This window comes from Streptomyces sp. NPDC001604, from assembly GCF_042893475.1.
GTDB lineage: Bacteria > Actinomycetota > Actinomycetes > Streptomycetales > Streptomycetaceae > Streptomyces.
The window spans coordinates 187757-200668 of sequence record NZ_JBIAUY010000020.1; the positions used below are offsets into that span (position 1 = coordinate 187757).

At 71.6% G+C, this 12912-nt stretch carries 12 protein-coding genes and 1 riboswitch; of the genes, 3 read left to right on the plus strand and 9 right to left on the minus strand.

Annotated features, from left to right (window positions below):
• Nucleotides 1-2: 2 nt before the first annotated feature.
• Together ACFY1E_RS39195 and ctaD are read right to left on the minus strand one after the other, a co-directional pair.
• Nucleotides 3-338 (minus strand): hypothetical protein, encoded by a 336-nt coding sequence (locus ACFY1E_RS39195; RefSeq protein ID WP_389085077.1) that lies wholly within the window; start codon nucleotides 336-338, stop codon nucleotides 3-5.
• Nucleotides 335-1942, minus strand: a complete 1608-nt coding sequence (gene ctaD, locus ACFY1E_RS39200) for a cytochrome c oxidase subunit I (protein ID WP_389085079.1) — start codon at nucleotides 1940-1942, stop codon at nucleotides 335-337. The genes ACFY1E_RS39195 and ctaD overlap by 4 nt, the downstream gene beginning before the upstream one ends.
• 105 nt (nucleotides 1943-2047) lie before the next feature.
• Here ctaD and ACFY1E_RS39205 point away from each other — a divergent pair, with 105 nt between their 5' ends.
• Entirely contained in the window at nucleotides 2048-2608 is a 561-nt protein-coding gene (locus ACFY1E_RS39205) for an RNA polymerase sigma factor (RefSeq protein ID WP_389085082.1), read from the plus strand.
• A complete protein-coding gene (locus tag ACFY1E_RS39210; RefSeq protein WP_389085084.1) occupies nucleotides 2601-3575 on the plus strand; it encodes a CU044_5270 family protein in 975 nt (324 codons plus the stop codon). Before ACFY1E_RS39205 ends, ACFY1E_RS39210 begins: the two co-directional genes overlap by 8 nt.
• Here ACFY1E_RS39210 and ACFY1E_RS39215 read toward each other — a convergent pair whose 3' ends face one another.
• Nucleotides 3576-4424 (minus strand): bifunctional 5,10-methylenetetrahydrofolate dehydrogenase/5,10-methenyltetrahydrofolate cyclohydrolase, encoded by an 849-nt coding sequence (locus tag ACFY1E_RS39215; RefSeq protein WP_389085087.1) that lies wholly within the window; start codon nucleotides 4422-4424, stop codon nucleotides 3576-3578.
• Between the two features lie 22 nt (nucleotides 4425-4446).
• A riboswitch (ZMP/ZTP riboswitch) is annotated at nucleotides 4447-4530 on the minus strand.
• Between the two features lie 251 nt (nucleotides 4531-4781).
• The gene (locus ACFY1E_RS39220) at nucleotides 4782-5147 is read right to left on the minus strand and encodes a nuclear transport factor 2 family protein (protein WP_389085089.1); all 366 of its coding nucleotides are present in this window, start codon (nucleotides 5145-5147) and stop codon (nucleotides 4782-4784) included.
• Between the two features lie 172 nt (nucleotides 5148-5319).
• Here ACFY1E_RS39220 and ACFY1E_RS39225 point away from each other — a divergent pair, with 172 nt between their 5' ends.
• Nucleotides 5320-5613 carry a hypothetical protein gene (locus tag ACFY1E_RS39225; protein WP_389085092.1) on the plus strand — a complete coding sequence of 98 codons (294 nt, stop codon included), beginning with the start codon at nucleotides 5320-5322 and terminating at the stop codon, nucleotides 5611-5613.
• 86 nt (nucleotides 5614-5699) lie between these two features.
• Here ACFY1E_RS39225 and ACFY1E_RS39230 read toward each other — a convergent pair whose 3' ends face one another.
• From ACFY1E_RS39230 to ACFY1E_RS39250, 5 genes are read right to left on the minus strand one after another with little or no spacing between them, the layout of a single operon-like run.
• Nucleotides 5700-6908, minus strand: a complete 1209-nt coding sequence (locus ACFY1E_RS39230; RefSeq protein WP_389085094.1) for a type III PLP-dependent enzyme — start codon at nucleotides 6906-6908, stop codon at nucleotides 5700-5702.
• Nucleotides 6905-8671 (minus strand): IucA/IucC family protein, encoded by a 1767-nt coding sequence (locus ACFY1E_RS39235; protein ID WP_389085096.1) that lies wholly within the window; start codon nucleotides 8669-8671, stop codon nucleotides 6905-6907. Before ACFY1E_RS39235 ends, ACFY1E_RS39230 begins: the two co-directional genes overlap by 4 nt.
• Complete coding sequence (locus ACFY1E_RS39240; protein ID WP_389085098.1) at nucleotides 8671-9873, minus strand: MFS transporter; 1203 nt, start codon at nucleotides 9871-9873, stop codon at nucleotides 8671-8673. The genes ACFY1E_RS39235 and ACFY1E_RS39240 overlap by 1 nt, the downstream gene beginning before the upstream one ends.
• Nucleotides 9870-11573 (minus strand): IucA/IucC family protein, encoded by a 1704-nt coding sequence (locus ACFY1E_RS39245; protein WP_389085101.1) that lies wholly within the window; start codon nucleotides 11571-11573, stop codon nucleotides 9870-9872. The genes ACFY1E_RS39240 and ACFY1E_RS39245 overlap by 4 nt, the downstream gene beginning before the upstream one ends.
• Nucleotides 11570-12745 (minus strand): acetyl-CoA carboxylase biotin carboxylase subunit family protein, encoded by a 1176-nt coding sequence (locus ACFY1E_RS39250; RefSeq protein WP_389085103.1) that lies wholly within the window; start codon nucleotides 12743-12745, stop codon nucleotides 11570-11572. The genes ACFY1E_RS39245 and ACFY1E_RS39250 overlap by 4 nt, the downstream gene beginning before the upstream one ends.
• Between the last annotated feature and the right edge of the window lie 167 nt (nucleotides 12746-12912).

Consider the following 12912-nt stretch of genomic DNA (forward strand, 5'->3'; position numbering starts at 1 on the left):
GCCTAGGCGAACGGCAGCAGCAGGACGCCCACTGCCACGACCGCGGCGCACGCCAGGAGCCAGCCGGCCAGCAGGCGGCGCCGCAGGTCGCGGTAGGCGCCCTCGTACTCCTCCCGCAGCTCGTGGGCACGCTCCGCGGTGTGCTGCCACGAGCTGCGGGCGACCGCGAGGTACTCCGCCTCGAACCGGCGCTCCACCTCCTCCCGCTGGGCCTGCGTCAACCAGTCGAAGGGGGCGCTGAAACGTGCGGCGGCCGTACGGCCCTCCTCGCGGGCGGCGGCGATCAGCAGGTGCCCCTCGATCTCGTTGAGGAGCACATGCGCGTCGTCACTGCTCATGGGGCGGTCAACTCCCTCTGCGGTGCCGGATCCTGAAGGTGGTGCAGGTCGAACGCCGGGGATTCGCTGCGGATTCGGGGGAGAGAGGTGAAGTTGTGCCGCGGGGGCGGGCAGGACGTCGCCCACTCCAGGGAGCGGCCGTAGCCCCACGGGTCGTCGACCTCCACCTTCTTGCCGTACTGCGCGGTCTTCCAGACGTTGTAGAAGAACGGCAGGAACGACATTCCGAGGAGGAACGAGAAGATCGTCGACACCGTGTTGAGCGTCGTCAGGCCCTCCACCGCCAGATAGTCCGGAATCCGCCGCTGCATTCCGTTCACCCCCAGCCAGTGCTGGACCAGGAAGGTGCCGTGGAAGCCGACGAACAGCGTCCAGAAGGTGATTTTCCCCAGGCGCTCGTCGAGCATCCTGCCGGTGAACTTGGGCCACCAGAAGTGGAAGCCGGAGAACATTGCGAAGACGACGGTGCCGAAGATGACGTAGTGGAAATGGGCGACGACGAAGTAGGTGTCGGAGGTCGGGAAGTCCAGCGGTGGCGAGGCGAGCATCACGCCGGTCAGACCGCCGAAGACGAACGTGATCAGAAAGCCGGTCGCCCAGAGCATCGGGGTCTCGAAGGACAGGGACCCCTTCCACATCGTTCCGATCCAGTTGAAGAACTTCACGCCGGTCGGTACGGCGATGAGGAACGTCATGAAGGAGAAGAACGGGAGCAGCACACCGCCGGTGACGTACATGTGGTGGGCCCACACGGTCACGGACAGGCCCGCGATGGCGATGGTCGCGCCGATCAGGCCCATGTAGCCGAACATCGGCTTGCGGGAGAAGACCGGGATGACCTCGGAGATGATGCCGAAGAACGGCAGCGCGATGATGTACACCTCCGGATGGCCGAAGAACCAGAAGAGGTGTTGCCAGAGCAAGGCACCGCCGTTGGCCGCGTCGAAGACATGCGCACCGAATTTGCGATCCGCCTCCAGCGCGAACAGGGCCGCGGCCAGCACCGGGAAGGCCAGGAGCACGAGAACGCCGGTCAGCAGCACGTTCCATGTGAAGATCGGCATGCGGAACATGGTCATGCCCGGCGCGCGCATGCAGATGATGGTGGTGATGAAGTTGACCGCACCGAGGATGGTGCCGAAGCCGGAGAAGGCCAGACCCATGATCCACAGGTCGGCGCCGACGCCCGGGCTGCGGACCGCGTCCGACAGCGGGGAGTAGGCGAACCAGCCGAAGTCGGCCGCACCCTGCGGGGTGAGGAAGCCGCCCACCGCGATGGTCGAGCCGAAGAGATAGAGCCAGTACGCGAGCATGTTCAGCCGCGGGAACGCCACATCCGGGGCGCCGATCTGCAGCGGCATGATCCAGTTGGCGAAGCCCGCGAACAGCGGCGTCGCGAACATCAGCAGCATGATCGTGCCGTGCATCGTGAACGCCTGGTTGAACTGCTCGTTCGACATGATCTGCAGACCCGGACGGGCCAGCTCGGCGCGCATCAGCAGCGCCATCACGCCGCCGATCAGGAAGAACGCGAACGACGTGACCAGATACAGCGTTCCGATCGTCTTGTGATCAGTGGTCGTCAGCCACTTGAGGTGCCTCATGCCCCGCCTGTGTCCGATCCGGGCCCGCCGGTCACACTCGGGTGACGCGAGGAGAATCACGGAAACGGGTGTGACGATCCGGATGGTGCCGGACACGAACGGGACATGAGCAACGACGAGATCTTCGCCGCTGCCTATCGCGAGCACTACTGGGCGGTCAGCCGCTATGTTGCGCGGCGACTGGACGGGCGGACCAGCGAGGTGGAGGAAGTGGTGGCGGAGGTGTTCACGGTCGCCTGGCGACGCCGGGCCGACCTGCCGGGATCCCCACTGCCCTGGCTGTACGGCGTGGCCCGCAACTGCCTGGCGAACGCGGTACGCGGCTACGGGCGGCGCCGCCGGCTCGTCGACCGCCTGGGCAACGACGAGACCGCGCACGGCCGGCAGATCGTGGCGAGCCCCGATGCGGAGACACCGGGCGGCTGGGTGCACGAGGCGCTGGCCCGGCTGTCCGAGGCCGACCAGGAGGTGCTGCGCCTGACGGCATGGGAGGAACTGGGCATCGACGAGGTCGCCGTCGCCCTCGGCTGCGGAACGAGGGCCGCATCGATGCGGCTGCACCGTGCCCGGCGCCGGCTGAGAGCCGAGATAGACCGCATGGGTCCTCTGCGCCCCACCGCGCCCTCCGCCGACGCGACCCCCTCGAAGGAACACGGCCATGGCTGACGAACTCGAACTCCTGCGCCGCGCCAACCCGGTGCCGGTGGACGGCCCCCACTACGGTGACGGCCCTCTCGACCACGACGCCGAACGACGGCTCAACCGGCTGCTGCACCAACGCCCCACGGGCCGCCGCCGCACCCGGCTCGTCTGGGGTCTCGCCGCCACCGCCGTCGTCGCCGCGACCGCGCTGACGCTGCTGTTCAGCGGCCCCGGCGCCACCCCCGCGATTGCCGCGCCCCGCCCGCTCGTCGTCCAGGCGGACTCCACCCCCGTGCCCCTTCGGGTACTGGCCGACCGGGCAGAGCGGCAGGCCACGGCGGAGGATGCGCCGAAGCTGCGCAAGGGCACGCATGTGCAGTCCTGGAGCCTCGGCATGAGCGACGACAAGCCCCCGATCACGCTCCCCGAGGAGCGCGTCGTGCGCTGGAAGGCCGACGGCAGCCACACCGAGCTCGTGGTGGCGACCGACCCACGCCACCCCGGCCGGCCGGTCCTGCGAGACGACGGGGGTGATCCGCACCTGGTCGAGGACGGCCATGTCATCAGCAGCCAGACGTTTCCGCCCAGCTGGAGCGACGCCCCGCCCGAGTCACCCCCGCCGAACGACACGGCGCTGCTGCGGGCCTATCTCCAGGAGGCCTCGTACACCCGAACCAAGCTGACGACCCCGGAACTCCTCGACGCCGTCGGGGTGTTGCTCGACCACTGGACCCTCGGCGCCCGCGAGTCCGCGGCGCTGGCCCGGCTCCTCGCGGGCACCGAGGGGCTGCGGCCGGTCGGCCAGGTCACGGACCGGCTCGGGCGCCGCGGCCAGGCGTACGAGTACGAGGGCGCCGGCTACCGGCGGATGCTGATCATGCAGCCGTCCACCGGTGCGGTCCTGGGCCTGGAGACCGTCTTCACCAGGGCGGAGCGGCAGTACGGCGTCAAGGCCGGCGACGTCATGGACTACAGCGCCTGGATGCCCTGATCACACCCCGAGCTGCCGGGCGGCGGCCTCCACGGTCTGCTCCAGCAGCGTGGCGATCGTCATCGGACCGACACCGCCCGGCACCGGAGTGATCAGACCGGCCCGCTCCACGGCGGAGCCGAAGTCGACGTCGCCGACGTTTCCCGGGTTGTAGCCGGCGTCGATCACGACCGCGCCGGGCTTGATGTCCTCGCCCCGGATCAACCGCGGCCGCCCCACGGCGGCGACCACGATGTCCGCCTCCCGCACCACCGAGGACAGGTCCCGGGTACGGGAGTGGCAGTACGTCACCGTCGCGTCGCGGGCGAGCAGCAGCATGCCGGCCGGCTTGCCGAGGATGGCGCTGCGGCCCACGACCACGGCCCGCTTCCCGGACGGGTCGACGCCGTACTCGTCGAGCAGCCGCATGATGCCGCCCGGCGTGCACGACACGAAGCCGGGCAGGCCGAAGCTCATCGTCGCGAACGAGGCGAAGGTGACACCGTCGACGTCCTTCTCGGGCGCGATCGCCTCGAACGCGGCCCGCTCGTCGATGTGCTCGCCCATCGGGTGCTGCAGCAGGATGCCGTGCACCCCCGGGTCGTCCGACAGGGAACGCAGCGCGCCGACGAGTTCCTCGGTGGTCGTGGCGGCGGGAAGTTCCACCTGCCGTGACTCGATGCCGGCCTTGCGGCAGCGGTTGCGCTTCATCCGGACATAGGTGACGGAGGCAGGGTCCTCGCCGACCAGAACCGTCGCCAGGCAGGGCGCCGTTCCGGTCCGTGCGGTGAGGTCGGCCGCCCGCTTGGCGGTGTCCTCGACGATGCGCCGGGCAAGGGAGGTGCCGTCGATGAGCCGGGCCTGGGGCATGATCCACTCCTGGGCAGGGGGTGACGTGTGCCCAGGCGCACGGCATCGACTCTGCGTGGCCGCTCCCCGGTGGTGCTCCACCTCAGCGCCAGTCACGGCCCGCCCTCACACTAGCCGAGCCGCCACGGCGGTCAGGAACCGCTCACCGGTGCAGGCCGCGCCGCCTTCGCGCAGCAGGCAGCGCCCGGGACCGCCTCGCTCTCAGCATCGACCGCAGCAGAGCCAGCGACGCCAGCCGTTGTGCCGTACCTGTCCGAGGCCCGGCCGGACGCACCCGCCCGAGCGCCGCACGGACCGAGAAGGTCCAGGTCAACCGGGAGGTGATCTGGACCCTCGCGATTCTGCCTCCTGCTCGTCCTACTCGTCCCACGCCTGGATCAGGACCTCTTCGGCGATCTTGCCGTCGCGCAGCGTGATCATCGACTCGGCCAGGACACGCGTTCCGTCCGCGTACTGGCAGGACTGGCTGTAGGCGGCGTGGTCACCCTGAACGATGCACTGGTCCACGTGGTGCGTCATGTCGCGGCTGTAGATGTCCTCGAACATTTCGCCGATCTCCTGGCGACCGCGCAGGACCTTGGGCTGGCTGGGCTGGGTGTTGCGGTCCACGATGCGTATCTGCGCGTCGTCCGCGTAGAGCGACAGAAGATCCGCCGCCGTGTGTCCTTCGACCCCCTTGCGCAGGGTGTCCGCGCTGAAGCCGGGAGTTGCCGTGGTGCCCATGATGACCTCCTTCGAGGGCCGCGACCCGAGGAGCTGCGGGCCGCGAAGGACCCCTCCTATGAGGCTCCTCCGCTGCGGCAGCGTCGGCAAGCGCAGCCGGAGCACTGCCCCTGACGGGTGAGCGGCGGGGCGCGGCCGTGACCGCCGCGGGCCCGGCGGCGTTGTGGGAAGCATGATCTCAACACGACGTATCGTCGCCGCCGTTGGTCTCGCCGCAGGAATCACCGCCCTTGCCGCACCGCTTGCCTGTGCGTCCGACGCGACCATCCAGAACAAGGACGCCAGCGAGCTCAACCCGATCGCCACGCTCGACTCGCTCGCCCAGAGCGGCATCCCGGCGGAGCGCAGGGCCGAGGTGCCGCGCCCCTCCCAGCAGCTGCGGAACCTGAACCGCCTCAACAACCTCGAGCAGCTGGACCGGGTCGCCCGCATGGGAGCCGCCAGCGGGTTCCCGGGGGCCCTGTAACCCGCCGACGCAGCATCGAACGTTCCCCCCCACAGCGAAAGGGCCGCCCGGAGACGGGCGGCCCTTTCGCTGTGCCGGTGACCTGATCACGACCCTGCTGTTGAAGGGTGAAGGAAGTGGAAACCGGGCCGGGGGTGCATCAGGAAGTCGTGGTGCGAGATGTTCCACGCGTAGGCGCCCGCGAGCGAGAACACCACCCGGTCGCCGGCCCTGAGCCCCGGCGCGGGGACCCGGCGGGCCAGGACGTCCTTCGGTGTGCACAGCTGTCCCGCCACCGTGACCTGGTCACCTTCGGCGGCCGACCGCGGCCACGGGTGCGGCCAGGCGTCCACCTTCAGCACGGAACAGGGCTGGTCGTGCCCCTTCGTCGCCGGGGTCCGCAGGTGGTGCGTGCCGCCCCGGACCACCGCGAACTCCTCGCCGTGGCTGCGCTTCACGTCCAGCACCTCGGTGGCGTACCAGCCGCAGTACGCCGTCAGTGCCCGCCCCGGTTCGATGCGCAGGGTCAGCTCGGGGTGCGCCTCGGTCAGACGGGCGAGTCCGCTGCCGTAGGCGGCCCAGTCGAAGCGGCGCTCCGGATCGGTGTAGTCGACGGTCATCCCGCCGCCGACGTTGACCTCGGCGAGCGGAACACCGAGACCCGCCACCCAGGACACGACGCTTTCGGCCACCGTCAGCTGCTCCGCCGCCTCCAGGCCACTGGCGAGGTGCGCGTGAACACCCCGTAGTTCGAGGTGCGGGTACCTCCCGTCGGCGAGCGCCCGTACGACGTCGACGGCCTGCGCCGGGTCCAGGCCGAACGGCGTCGGACGGCCCCCCATCGCCAGCGAACTGCCCGCCAGTGCCCCGTCCGCGACCGGCAGATTGACGCGGACCAGCACCGCCACCCGTCGCCCCGGCGCGCACGTCCGCGCCAGCTCGGCCAGCATGCGCAGCTCGTACTCGCTCTCCACATGGAAACGCTCGACGCCGAGCTCCAGCGCGGCCCGCACCTCGTCCGGTGTCTTGCCGGGACCGCCGAAGGCGAGCGGGCGGCCCGGCACCGCCTTGGCCACATGGGTGAGTTCACCGCCCGAGGAGACCTCGTAGCCGTCCACGTACGGGCCGAGGGCGCCGAGGATCTCCGGCTCCGGATTGGCCTTGGCGGCGTAGTACACCTCGACCCGCTCCGGCAGTGCGGCCCGCACCGCGGCGGCGTGGGCACGCAGCGCCGCCAAGTCGTAGACGTATGCGGGCAGTTCGGTGGCGGGCAGGGACAGGACGCGCTCCTGGACCGCTGGCGTCGGGTCGGTCATCGGGCGCTCCCGGTCGTGTCGCGCAGGATGTCCTCGGCGAGCGGGGACGGCAGCCGGACGTACCCGGCGTCCCGGTCGGCCTTGCGCTCCCAGCGGGTCAGCAGGTTGGCCTTGGCGGGCAGCGGCACCCCGGCGAGCAGGGCGGCGAGCCTCGGCGGGCAGCCGTGGCGGTCGGCGTACGACTGGAGCGTGCCGCGCACCCGGGCCCACAGGGCCGCCTCGGCCTGCGGGTGCAGATCGGCGAGGGCGGCCAGCAGCTCGGCGATGTGGTTGACGAGCAGGCAGTACACGACCCGGTCCCAGCCGCGCTGGGCGTCGTACGTCATCGGGCCCGCGACGTCGGGTGGCAGTGCGGCCAGCGTCCGGGCGTGGTGGTCGGGGACCAGCTTGGTGCCCTCCAGGTCACGGAAGAGGACCTGCGCGGGCATGCCGTCGGCGCCGACGCACACCAGGACGTTCTGCAGATGGGGTTCCAGGACCAGGCCGTGGTCGAAGTACGCGGCCAGCACGGGTGGGACGAGCAGGTCGAGGTACGTCGACCACCAGGCGAGGGTGGTGCGTACGTCCGCTCCGTCGAGGAGGCGGGAGACATGGGCGGCGCCGGTCGGGTACTCGTCGGCGACGGCCGCCGCGAGCAGGGGGACCGTGCCCGGGGCGAGGCGGCGCGGCAGGCCCTCGCGGACGATGACGCCGAAGCCCTCGAACAGGTCCCGGTCGGGGGTGCCGTCCGGGCCGGGCAGGGCCAGCGCGCGGTACGCCGGCTCGCGCAGCACCGAGCTGCCGGGGAAGCGCTCGGCCAGGTCGGCGAGTACCGGGGCCAGCAGTCGGGTCAGGGCGACGGCGCCGGACAGCTCGTAACTGCTGTTCTTTCGCAGGCAGTTGGTGATCCGGACGTTCAGGCTGAACTTGAGGAAGGTCTCCCCGTCGTACACGGTGCGCACCGAGGCGGTGGCCGCGAAGGGCTGCCCGCCCGGGCCCAGGTCGAGGATGTCGCCGCGGTCGAGGGCGGCGCGCAGGGCCGGGTGGGCCCGGAGCGTCTCGTACTGCCAGGGGTGGGCGGGCAGCAGCCGGTAGCCCTCGGGGACGTCCGTGCGCAGCCCGTCCAGCGGGGCGGCCGCCGACGGGTCCGCGGACTCCTCGGCGATCAGGTGGGCGCGGACGGCGAGGTGGCGCAGCGGGAAGGAGGCGCCGACCTCGGGGGCGTACGCGGACCAGGCGTGCGGGTCGCCGGTGCGAGCCTTGGGCGTGGGGTGGAAGCGGTGCCCGAACAGCAGGGACTGCTCGGAGGCCAGATAGGCGGAGAGCCGGTCCTCGGGGAGGCGGGTCGGGCGTCTGGCGGCGAGCGCGGTGGTGATGGCGTCGTGGCTGGAGGCGATCTGCTCCAGGAACTCCTCGTTGCGTACGCCGGTGCGCAGTGACAGCTCGTCGTGCGTGTACTCGGCCAGCCGCCGCCAGTCCACCTCCGACCAGCCGCCCTCGCCCTGTTCGCTCACGGGGCCGGTGAAGCGGTGCGCGCCCAGCAGCGAGGTGCGGCGCAGCGCCACCCGCAGCAGCACTCCGCGACGGGGCAGCCGCAGCAGCAGCCGGCCGTCGGCGACGACCGACTGGTGCTCGGGGCCCGACACCTCGCGCAGCAGGCAGTTGAGGAGCGTGTGGGCCACGGCGTCGTCGGCGGAAGGGAGCCCGGCGGGCGCGGCGGTACTCCCGGAGAGCGAGATCGCGGGCCCCCCGGACGGGGTCTGGGGACGGGTCAGCGAGGGCATCAGCGGCTCCTGCGGGTGCGGGGGGTGAGCGGGGGGAGGGCGGTGGCCAGTACGGTGACGGCGGCGGCCGCGCTGCCGATGAGCACGGGTGCGGCCGGGCCGAAGCGGGCGCTGCCCGCCGCCGCGGCCACTCCGGCGGCGACCGCGCCGGCCTTGGAGAAGAACTCCAGCGAGCCGAACATCCCGCCCGGCGCACGGCCCTTGGCGCAGTCGGCGGCCAGCACCGACAGGCACACCAGGCCGAGAGTGAGGCCCGCGCCCAGCAGCAGCCGTACGGCGATCAACGTGGGCAGGGAGCCGGCGACCCCGTGTCCGGCGAGCCCGAGCGCGATGCAGGCGAACCCGAGCGCGATCCCGGTGCGGGGGCGGTTGTGGAAGGCGGAGTGCACGGCCAGTGCCGAGACGAGATAGCACAGGTGGGGGAGGGCGAACAGCACGCCGGACAGGGTCGGCGAGGTGCCCGGGAGGCGGTCGTCGACGAGGGCGATCAGATAGGGAAAGGAGATGACGGTGGAGAAGACGAAGGCGAACTCCAGGGCGTACAGGGCCTTGAGCGAGATCACCGGCGGCTCGTGTACGGCAGTCGTCTCCGGGGCGTTCTCCGACTCCTGTGCGGCAGGCTCGGGTTCGGGCAGTGCGGCCAGCAACAGGGCGGCCGTCAGCGGCAGTACGGCGAGCAGGGCGTACTGGCGGTGCGGTGACAGCCAGCCCGACAGGGAGCCGACCACGATGGGGGCCACGACCAGCGCCGCCCGCGCGCTGCCCTGCATCAAGGTGAGCGCCTTGGACAGGGCCGGGCCCTCCAGGGCTGCGCCCAGGTAGCCGTTGGAGGCGGCGAACGTGCCGCCCAGGATGCCCTGCAGCACCAGCGCCACGGTGAACGTGGCCAGGGAGTCCGCCCAGCCCGCGAGCAGGAAGGCCACGGCGAGCCCCAACTGGGCGCGCAGCAGCAGCCGTTTGCGGCCGTAGCGGTCGGCGAGTCGTCCCCACAGCGGGGCGCCCAGCGCACCGAACACGGTCGGCACGACGTACAGCACCCCCGCCCAGCGGGCGTGGCGGTCACCCAGCTCCGGGAGGATCTCGGTGAGATACGGCGGCAGCCCGAGCGCCGCGAACGACGCCACGAAGTAGCAGCCCGCGACCGCGTGCACATGGCCGCGGGTGAACGCCGTACCCGGCATCCGCAGCGTCTCGGTGCTCATGCGCACCCCCCGTCGGGCAGCAGGTAGTTGGGGCCGCTCGTGTAGTGCTTGTTGACGTCAGCGGCGCCCGAGCGCTCCTTGCTGAGCAGCGTGCCGGCCGTGACCATGGCCTTGACCGGCAACCGCGGTGCATCGAGGACCTGCGCCCGCAGGGTGGCGCCCGCGTCACCGCCGAGCCGGTCGACGGCCTCCGCGAGCCGCTCGCGTACGAGCGCCAGCAGTGCGTCCCGGTGCTTGGGGAGCCCGAACGCGTAGGCTCCCGCACACAGATGGACCGTGATGGTGGCGAACACGTCGGCGACCGGCCCGTCCTCGGCGGTGAAGGTCCGCGGGTCGTCGAAACCCCACGGCCCGGGCAGCGCGGCCGCAAGGCGCGAGGTGTTGATGCGGGGCCCGTCGTTGTCCTTGAACAGCAACCGCAGACCGCCCGGCCCGAGCACCAGCGAGACGTTCTGCTGGTGCGACTCCAGCGCGATGCCGTAGCCGAACAGGGTGGTCTGCCAGTCGAACAGCAACGACAGGCAGGCGTCCAGCAGGGCCAGTGGATCGCCGCCGTAGAAGCGGTCGGCCAGGTGGTCGAGGACCAGTCGTCCGCCGGGCGCCTCGGCGAGGAGTGCGGCCAGCGGAACGACCACGGAGTCCTCGAGACCGGCCGGGAAGCGGCGGCAGAGAACCGCCAGCAGTTCGTGCCCGGCATGCGCATACGTGCTCTCGTCGGCGTGCAGGATCGTGTCCCGGAAACGCGGCTCGCGCGCGATCACCGCCTCCACCAGCCGTTGCCCCGCAGCCCCGTCGACGAGTGTGCCGGGCTTGATGGAGCGCTTGTTGCGCAGGCCCAACGTGGCTGTCGCCAGGGGGAGTTTGAGGTGCAGGGACGGATCCTCGGCCACCGCGACCGTGCGCATCGAGAGCGTCGGCACGACTTCGAGATGAGCCTGCTCGGCGAGCAGCGCACGACCGGCGAGACCGGTGGTGCGCAGCGCCTCGTCGAGCGGCGCGCCCACGGTCAACGGGTGGACGGGCAGCGCCACATGGGTCTGCTCCACCTCGGGCAGGCCGAGCCGCGCGGGCGAGGGCCACAGCTCCGGGAGCGGGCCGGTCAGGGTCACCGCCTCACGCGGCACGGCGAGCCAGCGCAGGGCCAAACGGGGATGGAACTCCGGTGCGTACGTCCGCAGTTGCTCCTCGGACAGGCCGGAGCGGCCGCGCGCGGTCGGGTAGACGGGATGGTCGAGGCGGGCCGCCAGGGTGTCGTACGCCAGACCCGTCCAGCGTGCCGGATCGTGCCCGTACCGGTCGATGAGCCGCCGGCCGACCTCGTCCTGGGTTCGCGCGTGCAGCCGCAGCGTGTCCAGCGTCTGACGGCACTCCTCGGCGAACGCGTCGAAGCCGTCGCGGTCCACGGGCTCGGCGAGCTCACGCAGCGCGCCGAGCACGGTCTCGTACGAGGTCAGCTCGGAGCCGTCCGACTCGCGCATGAGCAGGGGCAGCCGGGCGCGGTGCTCGCACTGGTAGCCGTCCTCGGTGACGGGCAGCAGCAAGGCGTCCTCGGTGGTGGGCAGCCGCAGCCAGTCGCCGTCAGCCCGGTGCACGAGCGTGCTGCGGCTGCGCAGCCCGATCACGTCCTCCCGCAGCAGGGCGCTGAGCACGCGGGTGAGCAGCTCCGCCTCGCAGGTGTCCGTCACGGTCGGCGCGGTCACGGCTGGATCTCCCAGCGATGCGCGGCCAGGAAGTCGGCCGACACCCGGTCCACCGTCGTCTGGTCGGTGCCGACGGCCCGCAGGACCCCGAGGTAGTCGCGGTTGGTGCGGTAGAGCTCGTGCCGCTCGCCCACCGGCCGCAGCGGACGGTACGTCAGATGCACGCCGTCGGTGGTCAGTTCCTGGGCGGGGGGAGCCTCGGTCAGGGTTCCGGAGCGGTCGGCGCACGGGTAGTCCAGGCGCGCGGCGCCGTCGCGGCGGGCCCCGAGGTCGGCGGGGAGACGCTCGCCCAGGTGGGCGCGGAGGATCAGCTCGAAGAGCGGTATCTCCAGCAGCCGGGCCAGCAGCAGATCGCACTGGTCGCCGATGGCACGGTAGTTGACCTCGATGATCCTGGCGCGGCCCGCGTGCACCACGAACTCGGTGTGGCAGGCTCCGAAACCGACGCCCAGGGCGTCCAGCTGAGCGAGAACCTGCGCGACGACCGCCTCGGGGTGGGCGGGGACGAAGGTGAGTCGCTCCTCGATGAAGTACGGCGGGGTCGACAGCTCGGTGTGGAACCCGCCCAGCACATGGCGGACATGCCCGTCACCGAGCGTCTCCAGGGTGTACAGCTCGCCGGGGAGGTACTCCTCGACGAGCAGGACGGCTCCGGGGCGGCGCTGAAGGATGTCCTTGGCGTGCGTGGTGAGTTGCTCGGCGTCGTCGACCAGGACGACGTCCTCGCTGGCCACGCCCTCGCGGGGCTTGAGCACGCACGGATACGGCGCGTCGTCCGGCGCGACCGGCTCGGTGAGCTCGGCCGACCAGACCGTGTCCACGCCGGCGGCGGCTAGCCGGCGCCGCATCTCCGCCTTGTCCTTGGTGGCGAGCGCGGCCCGCCAGTCCTTGGCGGGCAGGCCGAAGTACTCGGCGGCGAGGGCGGCCTGGGCCTGGAGGTGGTCGCTGTTGGTGAAGACGGCGTCGGGACGGTGGTGCGTCGAGATGCGGGTGATGACCGCCCGGTGGTCGCGGACGTCGCACTCCAGGACCTCGGTCTCCGGGTGGGCGCGGCGGTGGGCGTCGGGCTGGTCGGTGAGGACGGTGATATCCAGGCCCAGCCGGGCGGCGGCGGGCAGGAAGCCCTCGGAGACGGAGTCGGTCGGATTGAGGGCAAGCAGATACAGGCGCATGGCTGAGGAACAACTTCCGCCGGCGGGTGGGGGGTCGGGGGGGGGGCGCGGCGGGGGGGGGGGCCCCCCCCCAAAATCGGGTGTTTTTATTTAGGGAGCAGCACCCCCGGGGGCGTAGCCCCCGCCATTTGGAAAAAAAACCCCGCCAGGGCGCCCCATCCCCCCAA

What these genes read in the sequence shown, in the direction of transcription:
- ACFY1E_RS39195 (WP_389085077.1), bottom strand. Translation starts at nt 338, where the DNA reads ATGAGCAGTGACGACGCGCATGTGCTCCTCAACGAGATCGAGGGGCAC.
- ctaD (WP_389085079.1), bottom strand. Translation starts at nt 1,942, where the DNA reads ATGAGGCACCTCAAGTGGCTGACGACCACTGATCACAAGACGATCGGA.
- ACFY1E_RS39205 (WP_389085082.1), top strand. Translation starts at nt 2,048, where the DNA reads ATGAGCAACGACGAGATCTTCGCCGCTGCCTATCGCGAGCACTACTGG.
- ACFY1E_RS39210 (WP_389085084.1), top strand. Translation starts at nt 2,601, where the DNA reads ATGGCTGACGAACTCGAACTCCTGCGCCGCGCCAACCCGGTGCCGGTG.
- ACFY1E_RS39215 (WP_389085087.1), bottom strand. Translation starts at nt 4,424, where the DNA reads ATGCCCCAGGCCCGGCTCATCGACGGCACCTCCCTTGCCCGGCGCATC.
- ACFY1E_RS39220 (WP_389085089.1), bottom strand. Translation starts at nt 5,147, where the DNA reads ATGGGCACCACGGCAACTCCCGGCTTCAGCGCGGACACCCTGCGCAAG.
- ACFY1E_RS39225 (WP_389085092.1), top strand. Translation starts at nt 5,320, where the DNA reads ATGATCTCAACACGACGTATCGTCGCCGCCGTTGGTCTCGCCGCAGGA.
- ACFY1E_RS39230 (WP_389085094.1), bottom strand. Translation starts at nt 6,908, where the DNA reads ATGACCGACCCGACGCCAGCGGTCCAGGAGCGCGTCCTGTCCCTGCCC.
- ACFY1E_RS39235 (WP_389085096.1), bottom strand. Translation starts at nt 8,671, where the DNA reads ATGCCCTCGCTGACCCGTCCCCAGACCCCGTCCGGGGGGCCCGCGATC.
- ACFY1E_RS39240 (WP_389085098.1), bottom strand. Translation starts at nt 9,873, where the DNA reads ATGAGCACCGAGACGCTGCGGATGCCGGGTACGGCGTTCACCCGCGGC.
- ACFY1E_RS39250 (WP_389085103.1), bottom strand. Translation starts at nt 12,745, where the DNA reads ATGCGCCTGTATCTGCTTGCCCTCAATCCGACCGACTCCGTCTCCGAG.